This is a genomic window from Neoaquamicrobium microcysteis (assembly GCF_008180155.1).
In the GTDB taxonomy this organism is placed as follows: Bacteria; Pseudomonadota; Alphaproteobacteria; order Rhizobiales; family Rhizobiaceae; genus Aerobium; species Aerobium microcysteis.
The window spans coordinates 30,494-52,037 of sequence record NZ_VSZS01000061.1 but is presented as its reverse complement, the minus strand read 5'-3'; the positions used below and the strand labels follow the sequence as shown (position 1 = coordinate 52,037).

The following is a 21,544-nucleotide window of genomic DNA, read 5'->3' as shown; positions in this document are numbered from 1 at the left end:
CCTTCCCCGATCAGTCGTATAGCCGGGCCTTGGCGCTTTCCACTTCCGCCAACAGATCGTCGACCAGTTCGTCACCGACCCTCGAACGAATGAACGTCACGACGGGATCCTGGGTAATTTCGCGGAACGCCGCCTTTTCCTCAGGTGACGAGACATGGATTTCCATGCCGAGTTCTTCCTGCAGTTTGCGGCTGTACAACCAGTCTCCCTCGGTCTTCTCGAGGTTCTCGGTCCAGGCCATCACGCGGGCCGCATCCTGAATGATCTGCTGGTGACCGGGTTCGAGGGATTCAAACCAGTCGTTGTTGGCGATGATGACGTGGAGACCGAATACGTGTTCGTTGAGCGTATAGTACTTCTGCACCTCGCCGTGACCGCCGCTGTAGACGACGGCCGGCGGGTTTTCCTGACCATCGACGACGCCCTGGCGCAGCGCCATCACCACTTCAGCGCCACTGATGGGCACGGCGGTGGCGCCAAGCGAGTTCACCATCTCCATGAATACAGGGCTTTCCATCGTCCGTATCTTCATACCCGACATGTCGGACGGTTCGATGATCGGCCGGACATTGTTCGTGAATGACCGAAAGCCGTTCTGAGAGAATGCCAGTGCTCGAATACCGGTCTGCTCCAGCATGTCCTTTCGCATCGCCGCTCCGAACGGCCCGTTGATCACCTCCCATGCAACCGGTGCGCTTTCAAAAACATAGGGGATCGACCACACCTGAACCGGTGGATAGAAGCCCGCCATTGCGCCATCGGCCGGGAAAGTGAGCTCGAGGCTGCCCTGCTGCACCTGCTCGATCATCTCCCGCTCACCGCCAAGCTGGTTTCCGGGAAACAGCCTGACCGTGATTTCGCCGTTAGTCTTGAACTCGACGTATTCCTTGAATCTGACAAGGGCGTTGTATTCCGGGTAGTCGCCTTCCGCGACGCCTATGCCGAACTTGATTTCCATCGCGTTCGCGGAAAGGGCGACAGCGCTTGCGCAGGCGAGCGTCGCCGCGGCAACTAAAGTGCGAATTCTCATGCTTTCCTCCCGTTAGGCCAATTGCTACTGGCAGAGTCGCACACTCCAAATGGCTCCTCCCATCCGCAGCGTGCGCCTTGGAATGGATCATGTTCGTCTTTAGATCATATGTAAAGAACTTAATCGGATTTATCTGATGGCCGATACCCAAAACCGCGCAACGATAGAGCTGCCATTTCAGCTCGGCGCATCGCTGCCTACCGGAACCACCAAGAAGGTCGTCGAGATACTGGGCAGACGGGTCGTCAATGACGAGTACCCCCAGGGACAGACGATCCCCACGGAGGAAGAGCTGGCCGCTTCTCTCGGTGTCAGCCGCGCGACGGTGCGCGATGCGATCAAGGTGCTGTCAGGCAAGGGTCTCGTACAGACGGCGCGCCGCTACGGCACGCGCGTCAGGCCGATCGAGGAATGGAGCCTGCTGGACGTGGACGTCACCTCGTGGCACGCGCCCGAGCATCCGCGCGTCGCGCAGATGTTCGCGGAGACGACGGAACTCCGTTGCATCATCGAGCCGGCAGCGGCGGCGGCGGCAGCGGAACGGGCGACCCCGGGACAGGTGGAGATCCTGCTGGAAGCCGCGAATGCGATGCATCCCGACGAAGGAGACATCCAAACGCTGTTCGCCGCCGATTGCCGCTTCCATTCCATGATCCTGGAGGCGACCGGCAATCTCATCATGAGGCAGATGCGCCCCATCATCCTGAGTGTCCTGCGAATATCCTACGAGTTCGGCGTGCTTATCGTGGATGACAAGCCCGTAAGTCGCGAGGGTCATATCCGTGTCGCCGAAGCGATACGCGACCGCGACGCTGCTCGGGCGCGAGCGGAAATGGAAGAGATGCTGGGGCTGAACCGCGACACGGCCACGATCTATTGGCAGCGGCGTGCCGACGAGGCTGAAACGGTTCGAACCAAGCCGTCTGGTGAAACGACTTAGCTATTGAACCTTGACAGCGGATATCTATCCGGAATGATGGAGCAAAGGGAGGAATGCTCCATGGCGGATATCTCGCTGTCTCGTGTCTGGAAGCGCTTCGGCAGCGTCGAGGTCATCCGTGACGTCAGCCTCGACGTAGGCTCCGGGGAACTTGTCGTCTTTCTGGGGCCCTCCGGTTCGGGCAAGACGACCTTGCTGCGCATGATCGCCGGACTGGAGAGCATCGATGAAGGTGCGCTGACGATCGATGGCGTTCGCTGCGAGACCCTGCACCCGGGAAAGCGTAACGTCGCGATGGTGTTCCAGAACTATGCGCTTTACCCGCATATGACCGTTGCTGAAAACATGGCCTTCGGCTTGCGAAACGTCGGTGTCCCGAGCAGCGTCATCCGCGAGCGGATCGACGAGGCCGCCCGCATGCTTGAGATGGAAGCGCTGCTTCAGCGCAAACCTGCACAGCTCTCGGGCGGGCAGCGGCAGCGCGTTGCGATCGGACGCGCCATAGTCAAAGAGCCCAAAGCATTTCTTTTTGACGAACCCCTATCCAACCTTGATGCCGCGCTGCGCGCGCGTACGCGGGTGGAATTGGCCGAGCTTCATCAACGCCTGAAATCGACGATGATCTATGTGACGCACGATCAGGTGGAAGCGATGACGCTCGCCGATCGCATCGTCATCCTCAACGATTGCAGGATCGAGCAGATCGGCAGCCCGATGGAGGTCTACTCCCGTCCCGCATCGAGATTCGTCGCCGGGTTCGTCGGTTCTCCCGCGATGAATTTTCTGCCGGTCACGATCTCGGCCGCGGGCGACTTGCCCCAGGCGCGGCTCGCCGACGGTGCGTTGATCCGACTTCAAGGTACGCCGCCCTCGGGGGAAGGGTTCGAACTGGGCGTGCGGCCCGAAGCGCTGTCAATCGTCGCGGATGGTGGGCATACGACGGGCGTGGCCACAGTGGTCGAACGACTTGGGGAGCGGACGTTGGTACACGTCCGTCTGGCTGACGGCACCAACGTTACGGCTCAGGATGCCGGGCTTTCGACCGTCGAGCCCGGATCTGAGGTAAGGCTTGCCTTCGACACGGCCGCCCTCCATCTGTTCGGCCCCGATGGCGCGGCCTGGCATTCTCGCTAACGCGTGACGATTTTTCGGCCCGAAAGCGCCCCTAGGCCTTCCTGGCCCGGGGGCGGTCGCACTGCCCACTCGCGCCTCTCCGGCGAGTATGCGCGGCAGCCAGTTCGGCTGCCTTTCGCGATATTGAGGCTTACCCCTTGATGCCGGCCGACAGAGTGATCGCCTCGGTCACCTTGCGCTGGAACAACAGATAGGCGAGCGCCACCGGAAGGCCGGCAAGCACCGCGGCGGACAGCTCACGCGCATAGTAGATGCCGAATGCGTCGTTGACCTGCGTGATCCCCACGGTGACGGTCATCATCTCCGTTCGCGTGACCGACAGGAACGGCCAGAGAAACGCATTCCACGTCCAGATGAAGCACACGATCGACAGTGCGGTGGTGACGCCCCAGTTCATCGGAAGATACACCTTGAACAGGATTGTGAATTCGGAGGCGTTGTCCATGACGGCCGCTTCGCGGAAGTCGCGAGGCACCTGATCGAAGAACTGCTTGTAGACGATGATGAGAACGGGGTGGATGAGTTGGGGAAGCATGATCCCCGCCCAGGTGTTGATGAGACCGAGATCGGCCACCAGCACGAAATGGTTGATGATGAGCGCCTGGCCGGGGACCATGAAGGAGGCGAGTATCAACCACCACAGGGCGGTCCGGCCGGGGAACCGGAGCTGGGAGATCGCGTAGCCCGACAACATCGACGTGAACACGCAGATGACCGTCACGCCGACGCCTACCGCGATCGAATTGATGTACCACGTACCGATCTGTGTGGCTGTAATGGCGTGGATGTAGTGCTCGAACGTCAGCGTCTCCGGCCAAAGTTCGATATACGGCCGGACCACCTCGTGCTCGGGTTTGATCGACGACACGACCGCCCAGTACAGCGGGAACGCCCACAACACCGCACAAACAATGGTGACGACGGTGAGTACGCCACCCCAGAAGTTCCATCGTTGCGCTGCCAGGGCGGTCATTGGCGCCGCCGTTCCGCGTAGCGCAGAAGCTGGAATTTCAGAACGGAGACGACCACCACAAGCACGAACAACGTGACGGCGACTGCTGCTGCGCGCCCCCCCTGGTTCTGCTGAAACGCGCGCTGGAAGATGTAATAGACCAGCACCATGTTGTCGTTGGGTCGCCCCCCTTGAGAAAAGAGGTAGACCTGATCGAAAATCTTCAGCTGCAGGATAAGCTGGATCGTCAGCACCAATGCGGTGACAGGGCTCAGAAGCGGCCAGGTGATGCGACGGAATACGGTCCAACGGTTCGCGCTATCGAGCGCGGCCGCCTCGTAGATTTCCACCGGAATGGTCCTCAGCCCGGCAAGGAAGAGCAGGATCGAGAACCCGGCGGTCCACCAGATCGTCACCCAGGCGATGGCCGGCATGAACCATCTTGCCGACTTGGTGACTGGTACGCGGTCGATGCCGAGCCAGTCGAGAACGTGCATCGCGATGCCGAACTGGAAATTCAGCGTCCAGTCCCAGATGAGGTACACGACCGAGACCGGCAGTATGTACGGAAGAAAGAAGAAGGCGAGGACGATCGCCTGGAGGCGCCCGGTGAGCCGCGCAACGCCCAGGGCGATTGCCAGCGCAATCAGCGTTCCGGGTACAACGGTAAGGGCGACGAAATAGAAAGTGTTCCAGACGGCGCGGCGGAACAGCGGGTCGTTGTCGAGTCTGGCGTAGTTCGCCAAACCCACCCATTCTCCATCACCGATAAGAGGCGCATCGGTGAAGGAAACGCGGAACATCTGAATGGTGGGATACACGAAGACGAGGAGGTAGATCGCCAAGAACGGAGCGATCATCATCAGCGCTACGAGAATATCCCTGCGTCGATCCTTGAGCATACTGATCTTTCCGCACGGGGAGCCGCCATCAGGACGGCTCCCGGTGACCTCGGTACGCTCAGAGCGCGTTAAGTTCTTCCTTTATGCCCTCCACAGCCTCGGCCGGGTCCATTTCTCCATTCAAGGTCGGCACGTAATAGGTCGACATCACGTCGAAGATCGGCCCCGCGATGCCGGCGAGCGGCGACTTCGGATCGAAGATCATGTTCGCCGTCAGCGTCGAATAGGTCGCGTTCGGCTCCATCGCCTTGTACTCGGCCGACTCCGTCACCGGCCCATATGCCGGGATATGGCCCGCAGTCGCCCAGAACTGCGAGTTCTTTTCCATCCAGGAAATGACCTCGAGAACGGCTGCGCGTTTTTCCGCCGACATTTCCTTGCCCCGGTTCTTCGGGATGGCGAAGGAATGGCTGTCGGCATATGTGCAGGGCTTGTCGAATACGACGGGCAGCTCGACAGCCCCCCAATCGAACAGCTTGCCCTGCCCTGCGAGGTCCGTCATCGTTGGGACTTCCCAAACGCCGTTTATCATCATCGCGGCTTCGCCCGACGTGAACAGGGCGACCGTTGCCGGGTAGTCGGTGTATTTCGACTGCAGGCCGTCATTGGTCCACTGCTGCAGGAGTTCGAGCGTGTTGGTGAGTTTGTCGGCGTTATCCCCCGCGAGGAACTCGTCGCCGGTCATCAGTTCTCCGCCCTGCTGGCACATGAACGAATAGATCGTGCGGAACATGAAGTCGCCGCTAGCCGTGACGCTGCCGAGAGGAAACTGAACGCCCGCGTCCTTCAGCGCCTGCAGCATGGCCGTGAACTCTTCGCCGCTGCCCAGGCCCGTGGGCTTGCCATCGTCACCGAGCACGCCGGCCTTCTTCAGCAGGTCGCGATTGTAGTAGAGCACGATGGGATGCGTATCGAGGGGAACGGCGTACTGCTTGCCGTCGCTCGTTACTGCGTCCCAGGTCGCTTCCGCGAAGTCGGTCTGCGAAAGCCCCATCGCCGACCAGTCGTCGGCAGTGATCTCATCCAGGACGCCCTGGGTGAGAGCGAGCGGAATACGGCTTGCGTGATAGGTCATGACGTCGGGCGCCTCGCCAACCGCCGCTGAAGTCTGCACCTTTGTGTAGAATGGCGTTCCCCATTCCAGCGTGGTGGCATCGATCTTGATCGTGCCCGCGTGCGCCGCATTGAAGTCGGAAATCATCTGTTTCATACGCACGCCGTCGCCGCCGCCGAGGAAATCCCACCACAGGACCGTCTCCTCGGAATGGGCTGAGGCGGCCCAAAGGCCACCGGTTGCGACCAGCGCGGTCGCCATCAACCTGCGAAAGTGCATGTCTGTCTCCTCCCGTTTGCCGCGGTTCGATCCGCTGTCGCACGACCATGCTACACTAAACGACCAACACTTCAACCGACATAGCGGTATGTATCTGAAGTACGGATATGGACTTTACAGCTGCACGCGAACCATCGAGTAGGAATGCGGAGGCAGCGCCAGCGACAAGCCGCCGCCCGACAGTGAAGCCCCCTCGCCTTTTCTGGGTGCGACATTATCGGGGGCACTTCTGGTGTTGGTGGCTGCAAGGTCGTCGTGCTTGATGATCGTGTGTTCAACTGATCTGGGCTTGAACCCGTCCAGCCTCAGCTCCGCCTCCAGCATCTCCGTGGCGTGTCTGTTCACCGCAAAGAACGTCAGGGTGCCGCTGTCCGCGTCGTGGACCCCTGCGATATCGAGGTAAGGTACGTGGTCGGCAACGGCGGCGCTGTAGAAGGGCACTTCGACCGCGAGTTGCAGGGCCGTCCCGCGTCCGTATCTGGATGCCAGCATGAACGGCCAGTAGATGGTCTGTCGCCAGGCTGGGCCACCCGGTTCGGTCATGATCGGCGCAATGACGTTGACCAGTTGTGCGATGCAGGCGATGCGTACGACGTCGCAGCGGCGAATGAAGGTGTTGAGGATGCAACCCACCTGAAGAACATCCTCGAAATTGTAGATGTCCTCCAGAAGACGCGGGGCTTCGGGCCAGTCCCAATCGCGCATGCGTTGGGCGTCCTGCTTGCGCTCGTGATACCAGACGTTCCATTCGTCGAATGAAATCCTGACGTCGCGCTTCGAGCGGCTTTTCGCCTTCACGTAGTCGATCACGCCGGAAACGGTGCTGATGTATCGGTCCAGCTTCAGCGGCAGGGCAAGATACTCGTCCGTCCGCTTCTCGTAGTTCTCGAAATACATGTGCAGGGAGATGTAGTCGATCTGGTCGTAGGTCGCCTCCAGAACGGTTGCCTCCCATTGGGGATAGGACGGCATGTTCGAATGTGACGAGCCACACACGACAAGTTCCAGCGTCGGATCGAGGCCGCGCAACGCCTTGGCTGTTTCATTGGCCAGATGGCCATATTCGGCAGCGCTCTTGTGACCGACCTGCCATGGCCCGTCCATTTCGTTGCCGAGGCACCACAGGCGGCAGTTCCACGGTTCCTTCCGGCCATTCCTGGCTCGAAGATCCGACCAGTATGTTCCTCCCGGATGGTTTACATACTCGACGAAAGCACGAGCCTCATCCAGGCCGCGCGAGCCAAGATTGACCGCCAGCATCATGTCGGTGCCGGCCTTATCCGCCCAGTCCGCGAACTCGTGAATGCCTACCTGGTTCGACTCGGTCGTGCGCCATGCGAGGTCGAGGCGCTTCGGCCGATCTTCCTTTGGCCCGATGCCGTCCTCCCAATTGTAGGCGGAGACGAAGTTGCCGCCGGGGTATCGGCAGATCGGGGTGTCGAGCGCCTTTACCAGCTCGATCACGTCGGTACGCATCCCCTGCGCATCGGCCGCCGGATGTCCCGGCTCATAGATGCCGGTGTAGACCGCTCGACCCAGATGCTCGAGGAAGGAGCCATAAAGCCGCTTGTCGATGTCGCCGATTGTGTATGAGGCGCTGGCGGTTACTCTGGCCTTCATGATCCCTCCCCGATCAGGATACAATCCATCTTTCCGGTCTGTATCTACATTTCGGGATCATTAGGCGCTGCTAGACGCCGCGCGTCAAGAGTTCTCCCCTCAACGCACAGTCGCCAGGAGGCCTTTGGCCTTGGGATGCCGCTCTTACATTCGGCGCCGGGGAGACTGGGCTTGCACCGGCCGCTTCATTCCGTCAGCAGCCGCATGACGATATCTTTGCTGTGATTGCCGAAGCCGCTGCCGAATATGTTGACTCCGCCGGGGTGTCGAGCGTCTGCCTTGACCCCGATGCGAACCCTGATCGAACGGTGCTCGTCGAGACCCAGATTGGAGAGCGCGCAGTTCGAGACCTTCCGTCCGCCCCTGAACGTACCTTCCGGCGTCACGCGCCACGTCGTCAGATCGCCATACTGGGAGCCTGCCAGTTTCCACCAGTCCGGGGTGAACTTGCCGCGCTTGTCGCCATAGTCGGCAGGAGCCGTCCAGGTGTCGATGTCCTGCCCGTTGATTGCCACCGTGATGTCGGAGGGCCAGTTCTTCGAGGTGCCCGGCACCTCCGAGGACAGCTCGAGCTGGAGTTCCAGGGCTTCTACCTTTGCCTTGGCGAGCGTTGCGTTGTTGGGAAACTGATATTCGACGAAACCGCGCGTGAACCACAAAAGGCCCGCGCGCATCCGGTCGGGTTCAAGAAACGTGTCCGGCACGTCCAGCAGGCCGATGACACCGTCCTTGGAGCAGAGACCGCACGGTGCAGTGACCTCGCAGCGCGTGTAGAGGCCAAGCGGCATCGCCACCTCGATCGCGCCCTTATGCTGCGCCCTGTCGCGATCGTTGAAAGCGATCAGGAGTTCGGAAAATGTGGTGTAGCAGATCTTCTGGCTGCCCTTGCGCGCCTTTTGCGACTTGGTCGTAATCAGCCCGACGTCAACCAGCACCTGTATGTTGGCAGATATCGTCGACTGCGGAAGCCCCAGTTTCTCTGCCACTTCATTCACATTGCGTGGGCCTTCCCGATGCAGAAGCTCGAGAATCCTCACGCGAACTTCGCTGGCAAGACTCTTCAACAGATCAATCCGCTCCAGCGGATCGATTACGACGAATTGGTTCGACATGAGACCCCGAAGTACATCACCAAACGAGATTAATATCAGGAAATCAGATATGGAGAAAGCCGTTGCTGCGGCTCGGACGTGCGTTCCGGCATTGTCTTGCGGGCAAGCGTGCACAGCAGTCGAGGTAGCCAGCACAGCGGGCAGTGACGCGATTCCGCCTGGTCATGAGCCGATAGCAGGCATCATATGCCTGCAGCCCCGTCAACTGAGCATCGACAGGTCGCGATTGTTTCCGCTTGCTTGAATTGTTCTACCTTATAATAATCGAGCCGTGCCCGTTCAGATAGACGAATGCTTCAGCGACGGGCCAATGGGAGGAAAACATGAAGCTCATAATCGCGGCGGCCGCTGCCGCCCTTCTTGCCGCCACTGCAGGGCCCGTCACTGCAGCGGAGGTCGAACTGCGACTGGCCCACTGGTTGCCACCGACCCATCCTGTGCAGCCATTGGGCATGGAGCCATGGATCGAGTCGATCAGGCAGGCCTCGGATGGCCGCATCAACATGACGATCTACCCGGCAAGCCAGCTGGGTGCGGCGCCGGATCACTACGACATGGCCCGCGACGGCATTGCCGACATTACCTACACCAACCCCGGCTATCAGGCCGGGCGCTTCCCCGTATACGGTCTGGCCGAAATCCCGTTCCACGTGGCCAACGCCAAGTCAGGTGCCAAGGCGCTCCACGAGTGGTACGCGCCGCTGGCCGAGACGGAGATGGCGGATGTCAAATTCTGCCTTATCAACCCGCACGATCCGGGCACCATCCATTCAAAGGATCCAATCAAGGTTCCAGCCGACATCGCCGGCAAGAACATCCGTCCGGCTCACGCCACCATGGCGCGTTTCGTCAGCCAGCTTGGTGGGGCGAGCGTTCAGGTGCCGGCACCGGAGGCGCGCGAGGCAATCACAAAGGGCACGGCTGACGCCATGACCTTCCCCTGGAACTCGATATACATCTTCGGCATCGATGCGGCTACGAAGCACCACCTCGACATGCCTTTCTACATCTCCTCGCAGATGCTGCTTTTCAACAAGGCGACCTACGATGGGATGAGCGAGGAGAACCGGAAGGTCATCGACGATCATTGCACGCCTGAGTGGTCGGAGAAGTTCTCGATCGGCTGGGCCGACAACGAGTATTCCGGCCGTCAGAAGATGATCGATTCACCCGACCACACATTGTACGAGCCGACCGCGGAAGAGGTACAGTTGTGGCGCGACGCGGCCGAACCGCTCATGGATGCCTGGCGGGCGGATGTGACCGCAAAGGGGGGCGACCCGGACGCGATCTATTCGTCATACGTCGAGGCGCTGAAGAGGAACGACGCGCTATACGAGTGAGGGAAAACGAAGACGGCGCGGAACATGTCCCGCGCCGTTCTCGTCTGACGAACCTGCGTTGGACAAATGACATTCTTCCGCTTTCTTGAAAGCTTCACGCTGGGCATCGAAAAGATCGCCGGCGTCCTGCTCGGCATCGTGACGGTGCTGATCGTTGTGTCGGCCATCGGTCGCTATCTTTTCGCGATGCCGGTGCCGGATGCCTTCGATCTGTCACGACTTCTGATCGGCGCCGCGATCATGTGGGGCCTGGCCAGCGTCGGCTACCGCGGCTCGCACATCAAGGTAGATCTCTTCGCCGAGATGATGCCCGCACGCATTCGCCGGCTTTGCGACCTCTTCGCCTGGCTGGTTCTGGGCGCCTTTACCACGGTACTGTTCTGGAAGATGTCCGAGCGTGTCGCGAGCGCGTATGCCAGCGGCGAAGCCACCTTCGACCTGCGCCTTCCGGCGTGGCCGCTGATGGCTCTCATCGCGGCCGGCGTCGGCGTCAGCATTGTAACGGTGGCGGCCCGCATTCTGCTGATCGCGAAACGTAAAGGTGGGCTGGACCCGCACGAGACGATCGACATCGAGCCTGACGACAGGGGTCCCGGCAATGAGCAGCGGTGATCTCGTCGCCATATCAGGCTTCATCGCGCTGTTCGCGATGATGGCCCTCCGCGTACCGATCGGCATCGCTATGGGCATTGTCGGCGTCGGCGGCTTCGCCGCGATCGCCGGATGGCGGCCGGCGCTAAACCTGCTGGCACAGTCGCCCCTGCGAACCGTGACCGACTTCAATCTCACGCTCATCCCGTTCTTCATATTGATGGGGGTACTGGCAACAAACTCCGGTATCTCACGTGAGATGTTTCGCACTGGCCAGGCGTGGCTTGGGCCGTTCCGTGGCGGCATGGCCCTGTCGACCATCGCAGCCTGTGGTGGCTTCGCCGCGATCTGCGGCTCATCGGTCGCGACGGCCGCAACCATGACCAAGATCGCGCTGCCGGAGATGCGCCGCATCGGCTATTCCGACCGTATCGCCACCGGCACAATTGCCGCGGGGGGCACGCTCGGCATCCTCATCCCGCCATCGGTCGTGCTCGCCATCTATGCCTACATGACCGAGCAGGACGTCGGACGCCTGTTCATAGCCGGCATCGTTCCGGGGCTGCTCGCGATTGTGATGTATATGGTGGCGGTGCGTGTCGCGTACGCGAAGTCCCTGCCTGAGGGGTCCCGTTTCGTGTTCTCAGAGGCGCTCGCCTCGCTGCGCGGCATCTGGGCCATCGTCCTGCTGTTTGTGGCGATCATCGGCAGCATGTATCTCGGTCTGGTCACCGCCACCGAAGCCGCGGCCGCGGGGTCGGTGCTGACCGCGCTGATCGGCATCGTTCGCGGTCGACTCGATACAGCCAAGATCCTCGACAGCCTTATCGAAGCCCTGCGCACCTCTGTCGCGATCTATACGGTTCTGATCGGCGCCATCCTCTTCGGCTACTTCCTGGCCATCACGCAGTCACCTCAAAAGATCACCGCCTTACTAGTCGGTCTCGACCTTGGCGCCTATGGTACGCTGGCCGTCATCCTGGGGCTGTTTCTGGTTCTGGGCTGCATCCTGGACGCGATGGCGATGATCATCCTCCTGGTGCCTATCGTGTATCCGGTCGTCATGCTTCTCGGCTTTGACCCGATCTGGTTCGGCATCATCGTCGTGATGACGGTGGAACTCGGCTTGATCACGCCGCCCGTGGGCATGAACGTCTTCGTCATCAATTCCATCGCCCGCGATGTCAGCCTCGTCACCATCTTTCGAGGGGTCCTGCCTTTCGTACTTACCGACATAGTCAGGCTGATCATCCTCGTCGTGTTTCCGGCGATCGTGCTGTTCCTGCCGATGACAATGAAATGACCACGATGAACACTCCCGCTTTGCGCCACCTTGCCGATCTCAACGTCGAACTCGGCACGCCCGTTGAAATCGGCGATGGTCACCGCGGCAGGCGACGCATCATCCCGATCGTTGGCGGCCGAGTGACGGGCGAGCGGCTGTCGGGGGAAATTCTCAATCTAGGGGCCGACTGGCAGACGATTTTCGCGGACGGCACTGCGGAGCTGGACACGCGCTACGCCATGCGCACCCACGACGGCGTATTGATCGATATTCGCAATTTCGGCTTTCGCCACGGTCCGGAGCCCGTCTTGGCGGCGCTTGCCAGGGGTGAAACGGTCGATCCTTCGCAATACTACATGCGCACTCATCCGCGGTTCGAAACGGGCGACCCCCGTTACGAATGGTTGAACCGAACCATCTGCATCGGCACCGGCGCAAGGCTGGCGAATGCCGTGAGAGTCACGTTCTTCGAAGTCCTGTAGCTGCCGTCATCTGGCGCAGCACAGCATCAGCAGTTGCGCGCTACGTGCCGCAGAATGTCTGGAGCACGCGCTCCTCGTGAGCGGGCGGCTGCGCGTACTCTTCCATCTCGGGCTGCTCGTCGAATGGGCAGGCCAGGACGCTCAGCAGGCGCCGGAAAGGACCAAGATCGCCGTCATCCGTGGCCGCGACTATGGCGGCTTCGACGCGGTGATTGCGCGCGATGTATTTCGGGTTGATCTTGCGCATACGAGCGGCCCGGTCAGGCGTATTTTCCGGGTCTCGAGCCAGCCGTTCACGCCAGCGCTTCGCCCAGCCGTCAAAGGCAGTGGGGTCGATGAAGTGGTCACGCACCGGCCCGACGCCGTCGATCTCATCGGCGAGACCACGAAATGTCAGGGTGAAATCGGCGCCGTTCCGCGCCATCAGGTCGAGCAGGTCGGCCGCGAGCTCGAGGTCGCCGGGCTGTTCGGAAAACAGACCGATCTTGTGGCGGATGCCTTCGTGAAAGGCCGTCTCGTAGCGCGCCTGGAACGATCCGATCGCAGCTTTTGCCTGCTCCAGTCCATCGTCGTCTCCATCGACGCTAGTGCCCAGGATCGGCAGCAGCGCTTCAGCCAGTCGCGCCAGGTTCCACACCGTGATGCGGGGCTGGTTGACATAGGCGTAGCGGCCGTCGCGATCGATGGAACTGAACACGGTGGCGGGATGATAGGCGTCCATGAATGCGCATGGGCCATAGTCGATCGTCTCGCCGGAGATGGCGACGTTGTCGGTATTGAGCACGCCGTGGATGAAGCCGACCAGCATCCAGTACGCCACCAGTCTCGCCTGCGCCTCGACAACGGCGTTGAGGAGCCCGAGATAGGGGTCCGGCGCATCCGCCAGATGCGGGTAATGCCGCGCAATGGCATAGTCGGCCAATGCCCTCAGGCCGGCGGTGTCGTCCCGCACGGCAAGGAACTGGAACGTGCCGACGCGAATGTGGCTCGCGGCGACGCGCCCTATCAGCGCGCCGGGGAGCCTGGTTTCGCGGTAGACCTGCTCCCCGGTGGCAACCAGCGACAGGGTTCGCGTGGTTGGAATCCCGAGTGCGTACATCGCCTCGCTGACGACGTACTCGCGCATCATGGGGCCGAGCGCTGCCCGTCCGTCACCATTGCGCGAGAACCGCGTTTGACCCGACCCCTTCAACTGCAGGTCACGCAGCTTTCCGTTGGTATCGACCAGCTCTCCCACCAACAGGGCGCGGCCGTCTCCGAGCTGTGGCACGAAGTTGCCAAACTGGTGGCCTGCATAGGCCTGCGCGATCGAGTGCACGTCGGCCGGGAAGCGAACACCGGCCAAAAGCTCCAGACCATCGGGGCTGCGCAGCCAGTCTGCGTCGAGGCCGAGTTCGGTCGCGAGATTCTCGTTCAACTCAAGCAGACGGGGTGCCGAGACCGGAGACGGGTCCGTGCGCGCATAGAGCCGGTCCGGAAGATCGGAGGCATAGCTGTGCTGAAAGCGGGCGGGGCGCATGACATCCTCGTTGCTGGTTCGGGATATCACTACATAGGTGCTCTGCCGATCGCCGACCAGCAACTCCTGTCGACTTCGGCTCGGTCAGAGATGGGCTTCAGCGTGGCTGCTGCGAATTGTCCGGCCTCCCCGGCGACGTCATGCCTTCAAGTGCATGGTCACGAGTACGACGCTTTCCGAGCCCTTCTCGAAATCCGCCGCAACGCGCAGCCAGTTACCGAAATGGGCGACACGCAGCACGGCGATGCCGTCGCGGGCCGTCGGCATCGCCGCCTGCGTCCCTTCAGCCACCCAGTTCATGCCGTCGGGAGATATCTCCACGCGGGCATCGGGCTGCGGTCCTTTCGGCTCCTTCAGCGCGCGTACGAAGATTGTGGCTTCGCGAGCCCACCCGGCCTCGTGCGGTTCGGTAGCCGCACTGCCTCGCCAGGTCTCGTTGCGGGCGATGATCGCGGTGATGTTTTCGGGCAGCATCAGAAATCTCCCGAAATGCAGACGGAATCGACATAAAGGAATGCCCGCCGGTCGGTATCGGTCTCCGCAAACAGCGCGAAGTTGAGCATGCACCACAGGTTCTTCATGGCGGGCATCCGAATCGATTCGAAGCCGGACATGTCGAACACGCGGTCGTTGCACTGAAAGTCCAGCGCCTTCATCGTGTCGAGATCGAAGTCGAAGCGCAGATAGGTCCAGTTCACCTTGGTCGGGATCTCGTTGTAGCACAGGCGCTGCGTGCCGCCCGGCAGGTCTTCCCAGTCATCGGGGGCGAGATGATAGTGGCTGAGCGTCTTGTCGGTTTTGCCGATGGGCTTGAACTCGGTCGTCCGGTGCTTGAACTGCCACTTCTGAACGTGCTTTCCGTCGAGGGCATTGAGGAAGCGCAGGTGCGGCATCACCCGCTCGGCTCCGGCGTCGGTGTCGCCGGCCTGCAGGTCGAACAGGAAGCCGATCGAGCGCACGTCGGTTTCTGAAAGCTTGAGTTCGGCCGCCTCGGGCTTGAAGGTGAAATAGGTCTCGAAACGGATTTTGCCGCGATGCCGGAAAGTGTGACGCTTGATGGCGACGTTCTGGGCGCCCTTGCGCGGCCGGGTCGCGATCTTGAGCGCATAGGACGAGCCCATGCCCCCATGGGAGCCGGCGTCCCAATGGGCCAGCGTCGAAAGCATGGCGCTGGTGTGCTGGGCATAGCCCGGCAGCATGGTGTCCAGATCGTCCTCGTAATTGCCGACGAGTTGCGACCAGCCGCAATGGCCGTCGGCGAACGCATCGTGGCTGATGATGCGCGGCAGCGGATCGAACCGCGACAGCTTCGGGTCGGCGCGCAGCAGCGCAACCCGCAGCGCCTCGGTGATTTCGGTCGTGGTCTGGCTCATCTGTCCGCCTTTCACTGAACCCGCAGCCGCCTGACGGCGTCCCAGTCGACCTCGATGCCGAGACCGGGGCCTGTGGGCACCGGCAGCATGCCGTTCTTCTGGCGGTCGGCGCCGGGAGCCTGCCCGGTGATCCAGGTCTTGAACGGGCTCTCGTCCGTCTCGCATTCCATCGCCTTGACGTTGCGCATGGCGGCAGCGAGATGCACGCTCGCCGTCTCGCAGATGATGCCCGACATGCCGATATGCGGGGCATATTGCACGTCGTGGGCGGCAGCGAATTCCGCCATGCGCCGCGTCTCGCTGATGCCGCCGGAGCGCGCAACGTCGGGCTGCAGATAGGAAAGGGTGCGGTTCGACACGAGCCGCATGGCCTGGTCGAGCGTGTAGTTGCTTTCGCCGGCAGCCAGCGGTGTGCCGCAACGGCGGTGAAGCTCCTCGTAGCCGGTCTCGTCCTCGGGGCGCAGCGGCTCCTCGAACCAGAAATAGCGGTTGTCGGTTAGCGCCCGGCCCACCTCGACGGCCTCTTCCAGCGTGTAGGCCCAGTTGGCATCGACGCACAGGTCGATGTCGTCGCCCGCGCGCCTGCGCAGCCTTTTGATGCGTCGGCAGGCATCCTTGACCGGATTGGCGATCTTGACCTTGATGCGTGGGAACCCCTTTTCCAGATAGCGGTCGAGCTCGCGATCCATGAAATCGTCGTCGCCCCAGTTCACCGAGGCCGCGTAGCAGGGAACTTCCGTCCGGCCCATGCCTCCCAGCAGCCGGTGTATCGGCATGTTGGCTACCTTGCCCAGAATGTCCCACAGCGCGATGTCGACGCCGGAGATCGCCTCGAACAGCATCCCGCCGGCGCGCCCTGAAAGCGCGCGACGCATCGTGTTCCAGTGGGCGGTGATGGCCGTCGGGTCCTGGCCAATCAGGCGCGGCTTGAGCGAGGTTTCGATCAGGTCGGCATAGGCCTTGGGCGAGAAGCGGGCAAGCGCCTCACCCACGCCGGTAATGCCCGCATCGGTGCGCACCTCCACCAGCACGATCGAGACCTCGGTGTATTTGCCCCAGGAGGTCACCGTCGGCCGTGGCAGTTCTTGGGTAAGCGGATGGGCGATGATGTCGCTGATGCGGATATCCGCGCCGCTGTCTGCACTCTCGCTCACCCGTCGTCCCTCCTCGTTCGCCGGCCGTTCGCCGGTTGGCGCAATCTGTAGCCGCGAACCAGGTTACTTGGCAACTGAAAAACTTAGTTGCTAAGTTGGAGCACGTCGTGTTACCGATTTGCGATCGTGACGAGCCGGGAGGGAGGACGATGAACACGGAACCGGACAGAAAGCCGCTGTTCGCCGCAAGGCCTGCCAGCCCCGCACGCCTTGCAGACACCGTCTCGGACGCAATCGCGGCCGCCCTGTTCGACGGCCGCATCGCGCCTGGCGAACCCTTGCCGCCCGAGGGCGAAATCGCCCGCGAGTTCGGTGTCTCCAAACCCATCGCCCGTGAGGCTCTGCGCCAGCTCACCTCGGCCGGCCTCATCTTCACGCAGCAGGGCAAGGTCGCCCGTGCGAAGGCGCTGAACGGCGAACCGCTGGAAAAAATCTACGGCTATGCGGTCCGTTCCAGCCTTACGAGGCTGCGCGAGGCAAACGAGATGCGACGCGTCATCGAGACCGGCATCGCCCGCCTCGCCTCGCAGCGCCGCGACAAGGCCGGCATGGCCGCCATGCAGCGCGCGCTCGACGAAATGCAGTCCGGTCTGGGCGATGCGGCGGCCTTCACCGAGGCCGATATTCTTTTCCATGTCGGCCTCGCCATGGCGACCGGCAATTCGATGATCCGCGTGCAGATGGAGGGTATGCGCTCGGTGCAGCGCGAGGTGTCGGAACTGTTCTCCCGCCGCGCCAACCGCTCGCTGGCCGATTGGGCAGCGACGATCGAGCGACACCGTACGCTTTACGAGGCTATCGCGGACGGAGATGGCGCGCGCGCCGAGCAGGCCATCGCCGGACACTACGAAGCCGCCGACATCGCCTCGCTCGAAGTGACGGGCAAGCTCAAGGCGGAAAAAGGTCGCGGAAGATGACCAGCGGCCGCTTCTCGCTCGAAGGACGGCGCGCATTCGTCACCGGCGCGAGTTCGGGCATCGGCCGGGCCATCGCGCTCGGCCTGTTCGAGCAGGGCGCGCAGGTTGTCGTGCACCACTTCGGCGATCCTGCCGGAGCTGCCGATGTGGCGCAAGCAGCTGGCGGGGCAGTGATGGTCGAGGCCGATTTCACACGCGGCGGAGCGGCCGAGGCGCTTGCCGCCGACGTCCTGGCCAATCACGGTCCGATCGACATTCTCGTGGCCAACGCCGCCATCGAACGGCGCGTGCCGTGGCAGGAGGCTTCGGCTCCGCATGTGATGGCGCATGTCAACGCCAACTTCCTTTCGCTGCTGGCGCTGGCGCAGCATCTGGTGCCGCCGATGGCTGCGCGGGGCTGGGGTCGGGTGGTGGCAACCGGCAGCGTGATGGCCGAACGCCCGCGTGCCGAGACGATCGCCTACGCGGCAATGAAGGCTGCGCAACTCACGGCCGTCCGCGCGCTGGCGCGCGAGGTCTCCGCCAGCGGGGTGACGATGAACGTCGTCTCGCCCGGTGCGATCGAGGTGGAGCACAACGCGGCCCGGTATGCCGACCCGGCATTTCGCCGGGCGGTGACGGCAAAGATTCCCGCCGGTCGGGCCGGCAGCCCCGAGGACCTCGTGGGTCCGGTGCTGTTCCTGTGCTCCGACGCGGCCGCCTACGTTACGGGCGCCGACCTGCCGGTCAATGGCGGCTGGACCATCGGCGACGCGCCCGGCGCGTTGCCCGCAGAGGACAAGACTTTCGCAAACGGCTGACACAATCCAGGGAGGAGACCCATGAAAGCCGCAAAGGGAATACTGGCCGCATCCACATTCGCGCTGATGCTCGGTTCGTCGCCGGCATGGACGGCTGAACTGCGCTTCACCGTCTGGACCGGCAACGAAGCACATCTCGCCATGCTCAACGGCATCGCCGAGAGCTTCAAGGAGAAACACCCGGACGTCACCGTGCGATACGAGACGATCCCGGCCGGCGACTACACGCAGAAGCTGACGTTCCAGCTTGCCGGCGGGAATCCGCCGGATGCCGGCTGGATGATGGAGGATGCCGCCTCCACCTTCGCCAATGCCGGGGTGCTGGAGGATCTGGCGCCCGCACTGAATGCCGCCGAGGGCTATGACCTCGCCGACTTCTCCGAACCTGCGATGGGCCTCTGGACGGCGGACGACAAGGTCTGGGGCGTACCCTTCTCCACCTCGCCTTTCGTGATTTTCTACAACAAGGACATGTTCGACAGCGCAGGTCTCGAGGACCCGCTGGCTCTGGCCGAAAAGGGCAAGTGGGACATGGACAAGTTCCAGGAAGTCGCCAAGGCCCTGACCGAGGCCAACGGCAAGTGGGGCTTCGAGTTCAAGGACGGCCAGGGCTACGACACGCGCATCATGCACGCCCTGATGCCGCCGATCCGCGCCTATGGCGGTGATGTGTGGTCGAACGGCGAATGCGGCTTCGACAAGCCCGAAGCCGTGGCTGCGGTACAGCAGTTGCACGACATGGTGTTCACGGACAAATCCATCGTGCCGCCCGGCGAGAACGGCGACTACTTCTCCGGCAATGCCGCGATGACGATCAACCAGATCTCGCGCGCCTCGCTGATGCCCGACGCCGGCTTCAACTGGGGGATAGCGCCGCTGCCGACAGGCCCCGGCGGCGAAGCGCCGGTTATCGGCCAGGCCGCGATCGTCGTCTTCGCCGCGGGCCGCCAGAAGGAGCTTGCCGCCGAATTCGTCGCTCACATGACAAACGAGGCGAACGTTGCCGAGATGGCGCAGTTCTTTCCGCCGGCGCGCAACAGCGTGCTGTCGAGCGAGGCCTTCACCGCATCCAACAAGCTCATCCCGGCCGAACAGATGGAAATCGTCGGCGACGCCATCGCCAAGGGCAGCGTGCTGCCCAGCCACGAGCGCAGCCCACAGCTGCTCGCTGCGATGAAGCCGCGCGTGGACGCCCTGTGGCGGGCGGACGCGAATGTCGAAGAGGCGCTGAAGGCCGTGTGCGCGGCCATCCAGCCCCAGCTCTAGGGGACTTGAGTGGCGGGGAAGCCGGCAACAAGCATGACGGCGCGCGGGGAACGCGCGCCGTGGCTCACGCTGAAAATGCGCGAGGCGATGGAAGCATGGCTCTTCCTGAGCCCCACGCTTGTCGGCTTCCTCATCTTCTTCGTCGGGCCGCTGTTCGCGGTGGTCTGGTATTCGCTGACGGAGTGGAACCTGCTGTCGCAGCAGACCACCTTCGTCGGGCTCGACAACTACGATGACGCGCTGCTGCGCAATCCCGATTTCTGGCAGGTGGTACGCAACTCCATCGTCTTCGCGATAGGCCTCGTGCCGCTCAACATGGCGCTCGCCCTTGGGCTCGCGCTGGCGTTGTCGCGGCGCTTTCCGGGTGTCATCTTCTTCCGCACCGTCTTCTTCGCGCCCGTCGTCACGTCGGCTGTCGCGTGGGCCATCGTCTGGAAATTCCTGCTGCAGGGCGAAGCCGGCTTCGTCAACCAGATGCTGGCCGGCATCGGCATATCGGGACCCAACTGGCTGCGCGAGCCCGACTGGGCGATGGTCGCCGTCATCGTGACCCGGGTCATCAAGATGGTCGGGCTCAACATGATACTCTACATCGCCGCGCTGCAGGCCATCCCACGCGACTACGAAGCGGCGGCGCGGCTCGAGGGCGCGTCGAACTGGCAGATATTCCGCATGATCATCTGGCCGCTGCTCGGGCCGACGACGCTCGTCATCATGGTCATCACCACGATCGGCTCGTTCAAGGTGTTCGACCACATCTACCTGATGACGGGTGGCGGACCCGAGAACGGAACGCTTGTCCTCGCCTTCTACATCTATCAGCAGGGCTTCCAGTTCTTCGATGTCGGCTACGCCTCGGCGCTCGCCATGATCATGTTCGTTATCGTCATGGCTTTGACGATCGTTCAGCTCGCCTTGCGCAGGAGGGACACGTGATCGGCTCCCTCACCCAGTCCCAGCTCAGGCTGGTCAAGCAGGTCTGCTGGACCATCTCGCTCTGCATCGTCGCGATCCCGTTCGTGTTCCCGTTTCTCTGGATGATCTCTTCGGGCCTGAAGGGGCCGTTGGAGATATTCGGGCAGCCGAGCCTGATCCCGACCTCGTTTCGCTGGAACAACTACGTCGAGGTTTTCAACTACCAGCCCTTTGCAAGGCAGTATTTCAACTCGCTCTACATCGCCGTCACCGTCACCGCGCTGACGCTGTTCATCTCGTCGCTCGCAGGTTACGCGCTGGCGCGGCTGCGTTTCGCCGGCGCCGCACTCGTCGCGCTATTTCTGGTGTCCGCGCTGATGGTCCCGGAAGAGGTGACCATCATCCCGAACTTTTTCCTCATCCGCTGGCTGGGTCTCAGCGACACGCACTGGCCGCTGATCCTGCTGCCCGTCTTCGGCCCGCAGGGGATCGTGGGGACGTTCCTCATGCGCCAGTATTTCCTGGCACTGCCGAAGGAGCTGGAGGAAGCCGGAAAAATGGATGGGCTGTCGCGCTTCGGCATCTGGTGGCGCATCGCGCTGCCTATGTCGCGCCCGGCGCTGGCCGCCGTCGCCATCATCACCTTCCTGAACTCGTGGAACCTGTTTCTGGAGCCGCTGATCTTCATCTCGTCGCTGGAGAAATTCACGCTCCCGCTGGCCTTGTCCAACTTCACCGATCCCTACGGCTCGCCGCTGTGGCACTTGCAGCTTGCGGCCACCACGCTCGCCGTCGTGCCCATTCTCATCGTCTACCTGATGGCCCAGCGTCAGATCATCGAGAGCTTCGCCCTGTCAGGGGTCAAGGGCTGACCTG

At 62.3% G+C, this 21,544-nt stretch carries 21 protein-coding genes; 11 read left to right on the top strand and 10 right to left on the bottom strand.

Annotated features, from left to right (window positions below; all coding sequences use genetic code 11):
• Nucleotides 1-10: 10 nt before the first annotated feature.
• Nucleotides 11-1,030: a DctP family TRAP transporter solute-binding subunit gene (locus tag FY036_RS09620; protein WP_148914516.1), complete on the bottom strand. Its 1,020-nt coding sequence runs from the start codon at nt 1,028-1,030 to the stop codon at nt 11-13.
• Between the two features lie 136 nt (nt 1,031-1,166).
• On the opposite strand from FY036_RS09620, the gene FY036_RS09615 reads away from it, so the two are divergent.
• Nucleotides 1,167-1,970, top strand: a complete 804-nt coding sequence (locus FY036_RS09615; RefSeq protein ID WP_148914515.1) for a FadR/GntR family transcriptional regulator — start codon at nt 1,167-1,169, stop codon at nt 1,968-1,970.
• Nucleotides 1,971-2,030: 60 nt separating this feature from the next.
• Nucleotides 2,031-3,104: an ABC transporter ATP-binding protein gene (locus FY036_RS09610; protein ID WP_148914514.1), complete on the top strand. Its 1,074-nt coding sequence runs from the start codon at nt 2,031-2,033 to the stop codon at nt 3,102-3,104.
• 130 nt (nt 3,105-3,234) lie between these two features.
• On the opposite strand, the gene FY036_RS09605 is transcribed toward FY036_RS09610, so the two are convergent.
• From FY036_RS09605 to FY036_RS09585, 5 genes are all read right to left on the bottom strand, one after another.
• Complete coding sequence (locus FY036_RS09605; protein ID WP_148914513.1) at nt 3,235-4,077, bottom strand: carbohydrate ABC transporter permease; 843 nt, start codon at nt 4,075-4,077, stop codon at nt 3,235-3,237.
• On the bottom strand, nt 4,074-4,958 hold the full coding sequence (locus FY036_RS09600) for a carbohydrate ABC transporter permease (RefSeq protein ID WP_148914512.1): 885 nt from the start codon (nt 4,956-4,958) through the stop codon (nt 4,074-4,076). The genes FY036_RS09605 and FY036_RS09600 overlap by 4 nt, the downstream gene beginning before the upstream one ends.
• Nucleotides 4,959-5,016: 58 nt before the next feature.
• Entirely contained in the window at nt 5,017-6,291 is a 1,275-nt protein-coding gene (locus FY036_RS09595; protein ID WP_148914511.1) for an extracellular solute-binding protein, read from the bottom strand.
• A 114-nt stretch (nt 6,292-6,405) separates the two neighbouring features.
• The gene (arfA, locus tag FY036_RS09590) at nt 6,406-7,911 is read right to left on the bottom strand and encodes an arabinosylfuranosidase ArfA (protein WP_148914510.1); all 1,506 of its coding nucleotides are present in this window, start codon (nt 7,909-7,911) and stop codon (nt 6,406-6,408) included.
• A 185-nt stretch (nt 7,912-8,096) separates the two neighbouring features.
• The gene (locus FY036_RS09585) at nt 8,097-9,023 is read right to left on the bottom strand and encodes an ArsR/SmtB family transcription factor (protein WP_148914509.1); all 927 of its coding nucleotides are present in this window, start codon (nt 9,021-9,023) and stop codon (nt 8,097-8,099) included.
• Nucleotides 9,024-9,346: 323 nt separating this feature from the next.
• Here FY036_RS09585 and FY036_RS09580 point away from each other — a divergent pair, with 323 nt between their 5' ends.
• The 4 genes from FY036_RS09580 (at nt 9,347) to FY036_RS09565 (ending at nt 12,724) form a co-directional block, all read left to right on the top strand.
• Complete coding sequence (locus FY036_RS09580) at nt 9,347-10,366, top strand: TRAP transporter substrate-binding protein (protein ID WP_148914508.1); 1,020 nt, start codon at nt 9,347-9,349, stop codon at nt 10,364-10,366.
• A 66-nt stretch (nt 10,367-10,432) separates the two neighbouring features.
• On the top strand, nt 10,433-10,978 hold the full coding sequence (locus FY036_RS09575) for a TRAP transporter small permease (RefSeq protein WP_148914507.1): 546 nt from the start codon (nt 10,433-10,435) through the stop codon (nt 10,976-10,978).
• On the top strand, nt 10,965-12,260 hold the full coding sequence (locus tag FY036_RS09570; protein WP_148914506.1) for a TRAP transporter large permease: 1,296 nt from the start codon (nt 10,965-10,967) through the stop codon (nt 12,258-12,260). The genes FY036_RS09575 and FY036_RS09570 overlap by 14 nt, the downstream gene beginning before the upstream one ends.
• Nucleotides 12,257-12,724 carry a DUF3237 domain-containing protein gene (locus tag FY036_RS09565; protein WP_235897611.1) on the top strand — a complete coding sequence of 156 codons (468 nt, stop codon included), beginning with the start codon at nt 12,257-12,259 and terminating at the stop codon, nt 12,722-12,724. The genes FY036_RS09570 and FY036_RS09565 overlap by 4 nt, the downstream gene beginning before the upstream one ends.
• 40 nt (nt 12,725-12,764) lie before the next feature.
• Here FY036_RS09565 and FY036_RS09560 read toward each other — a convergent pair whose 3' ends face one another.
• The 4 genes from FY036_RS09560 to FY036_RS09545 form a co-directional block, all read right to left on the bottom strand.
• The gene (locus FY036_RS09560) at nt 12,765-14,243 is read right to left on the bottom strand and encodes a protein adenylyltransferase SelO (protein WP_148914505.1); all 1,479 of its coding nucleotides are present in this window, start codon (nt 14,241-14,243) and stop codon (nt 12,765-12,767) included.
• A 138-nt stretch (nt 14,244-14,381) separates the two neighbouring features.
• Nucleotides 14,382-14,717 (bottom strand): hypothetical protein, encoded by a 336-nt coding sequence (locus FY036_RS09555; protein ID WP_148914504.1) that lies wholly within the window; start codon nt 14,715-14,717, stop codon nt 14,382-14,384.
• Entirely contained in the window at nt 14,717-15,583 is an 867-nt protein-coding gene (locus FY036_RS09550; RefSeq protein ID WP_148914696.1) for a DUF6772 family protein, read from the bottom strand. Before FY036_RS09550 ends, FY036_RS09555 begins: the two co-directional genes overlap by 1 nt.
• Nucleotides 15,584-15,627: 44 nt before the next feature.
• Nucleotides 15,628-16,770 (bottom strand): mandelate racemase/muconate lactonizing enzyme family protein, encoded by a 1,143-nt coding sequence (locus FY036_RS09545; RefSeq protein WP_148914503.1) that lies wholly within the window; start codon nt 16,768-16,770, stop codon nt 15,628-15,630.
• Nucleotides 16,771-16,919: 149 nt separating this feature from the next.
• On the opposite strand from FY036_RS09545, the gene FY036_RS09540 reads away from it, so the two are divergent.
• Genes FY036_RS09540 through FY036_RS09520 form a run of 5 tightly spaced genes read left to right on the top strand, consistent with a single transcriptional unit; the run spans nt 16,920 to nt 21,540 of the window.
• On the top strand, nt 16,920-17,687 hold the full coding sequence (locus tag FY036_RS09540) for a FadR/GntR family transcriptional regulator (RefSeq protein ID WP_148914502.1): 768 nt from the start codon (nt 16,920-16,922) through the stop codon (nt 17,685-17,687).
• A complete protein-coding gene (locus tag FY036_RS09535) occupies nt 17,684-18,487 on the top strand; it encodes an SDR family NAD(P)-dependent oxidoreductase (RefSeq protein ID WP_148914501.1) in 804 nt (267 codons plus the stop codon). Before FY036_RS09540 ends, FY036_RS09535 begins: the two co-directional genes overlap by 4 nt.
• Before the next feature lie 21 nt (nt 18,488-18,508).
• Nucleotides 18,509-19,753, top strand: coding sequence for an ABC transporter substrate-binding protein (locus FY036_RS09530; protein ID WP_148914500.1), 1,245 nt, complete (start codon nt 18,509-18,511; stop codon nt 19,751-19,753).
• A gap of 33 nt (nt 19,754-19,786) precedes the next feature.
• A complete protein-coding gene (locus tag FY036_RS09525) occupies nt 19,787-20,689 on the top strand; it encodes a carbohydrate ABC transporter permease (protein ID WP_148914499.1) in 903 nt (300 codons plus the stop codon).
• Nucleotides 20,689-21,540 carry a carbohydrate ABC transporter permease gene (locus tag FY036_RS09520; RefSeq protein ID WP_148914695.1) on the top strand — a complete coding sequence of 284 codons (852 nt, stop codon included), beginning with the start codon at nt 20,689-20,691 and terminating at the stop codon, nt 21,538-21,540. The genes FY036_RS09525 and FY036_RS09520 overlap by 1 nt, the downstream gene beginning before the upstream one ends.
• Nucleotides 21,541-21,544 lie beyond the last annotated feature (4 nt).

Excerpts from the sequence above, each read along its gene's own strand:
- FY036_RS09620 (WP_148914516.1), bottom strand. The coding sequence starts at position 1,030 with ATGAGAATTCGCACTTTAGTTGCCGCGGCGACGCTCGCCTGCGCAAGC.
- FY036_RS09615 (WP_148914515.1), top strand. The coding sequence starts at position 1,167 with ATGGCCGATACCCAAAACCGCGCAACGATAGAGCTGCCATTTCAGCTC.
- FY036_RS09610 (WP_148914514.1), top strand. The coding sequence starts at position 2,031 with ATGGCGGATATCTCGCTGTCTCGTGTCTGGAAGCGCTTCGGCAGCGTC.
- FY036_RS09605 (WP_148914513.1), bottom strand. The coding sequence starts at position 4,077 with ATGACCGCCCTGGCAGCGCAACGATGGAACTTCTGGGGTGGCGTACTC.
- FY036_RS09600 (WP_148914512.1), bottom strand. The coding sequence starts at position 4,958 with ATGCTCAAGGATCGACGCAGGGATATTCTCGTAGCGCTGATGATGATC.
- FY036_RS09595 (WP_148914511.1), bottom strand. The coding sequence starts at position 6,291 with ATGCACTTTCGCAGGTTGATGGCGACCGCGCTGGTCGCAACCGGTGGC.
- arfA (WP_148914510.1), bottom strand. The coding sequence starts at position 7,911 with ATGAAGGCCAGAGTAACCGCCAGCGCCTCATACACAATCGGCGACATC.
- FY036_RS09585 (WP_148914509.1), bottom strand. The coding sequence starts at position 9,023 with ATGTCGAACCAATTCGTCGTAATCGATCCGCTGGAGCGGATTGATCTG.
- FY036_RS09580 (WP_148914508.1), top strand. The coding sequence starts at position 9,347 with ATGAAGCTCATAATCGCGGCGGCCGCTGCCGCCCTTCTTGCCGCCACT.
- FY036_RS09575 (WP_148914507.1), top strand. The coding sequence starts at position 10,433 with ATGACATTCTTCCGCTTTCTTGAAAGCTTCACGCTGGGCATCGAAAAG.
- FY036_RS09570 (WP_148914506.1), top strand. The coding sequence starts at position 10,965 with ATGAGCAGCGGTGATCTCGTCGCCATATCAGGCTTCATCGCGCTGTTC.
- FY036_RS09565 (WP_235897611.1), top strand. The coding sequence starts at position 12,257 with ATGACCACGATGAACACTCCCGCTTTGCGCCACCTTGCCGATCTCAAC.
- FY036_RS09560 (WP_148914505.1), bottom strand. The coding sequence starts at position 14,243 with ATGCGCCCCGCCCGCTTTCAGCACAGCTATGCCTCCGATCTTCCGGAC.
- FY036_RS09555 (WP_148914504.1), bottom strand. The coding sequence starts at position 14,717 with ATGCTGCCCGAAAACATCACCGCGATCATCGCCCGCAACGAGACCTGG.
- FY036_RS09540 (WP_148914502.1), top strand. The coding sequence starts at position 16,920 with ATGAACACGGAACCGGACAGAAAGCCGCTGTTCGCCGCAAGGCCTGCC.
- FY036_RS09535 (WP_148914501.1), top strand. The coding sequence starts at position 17,684 with ATGACCAGCGGCCGCTTCTCGCTCGAAGGACGGCGCGCATTCGTCACC.
- FY036_RS09530 (WP_148914500.1), top strand. The coding sequence starts at position 18,509 with ATGAAAGCCGCAAAGGGAATACTGGCCGCATCCACATTCGCGCTGATG.
- FY036_RS09525 (WP_148914499.1), top strand. The coding sequence starts at position 19,787 with ATGACGGCGCGCGGGGAACGCGCGCCGTGGCTCACGCTGAAAATGCGC.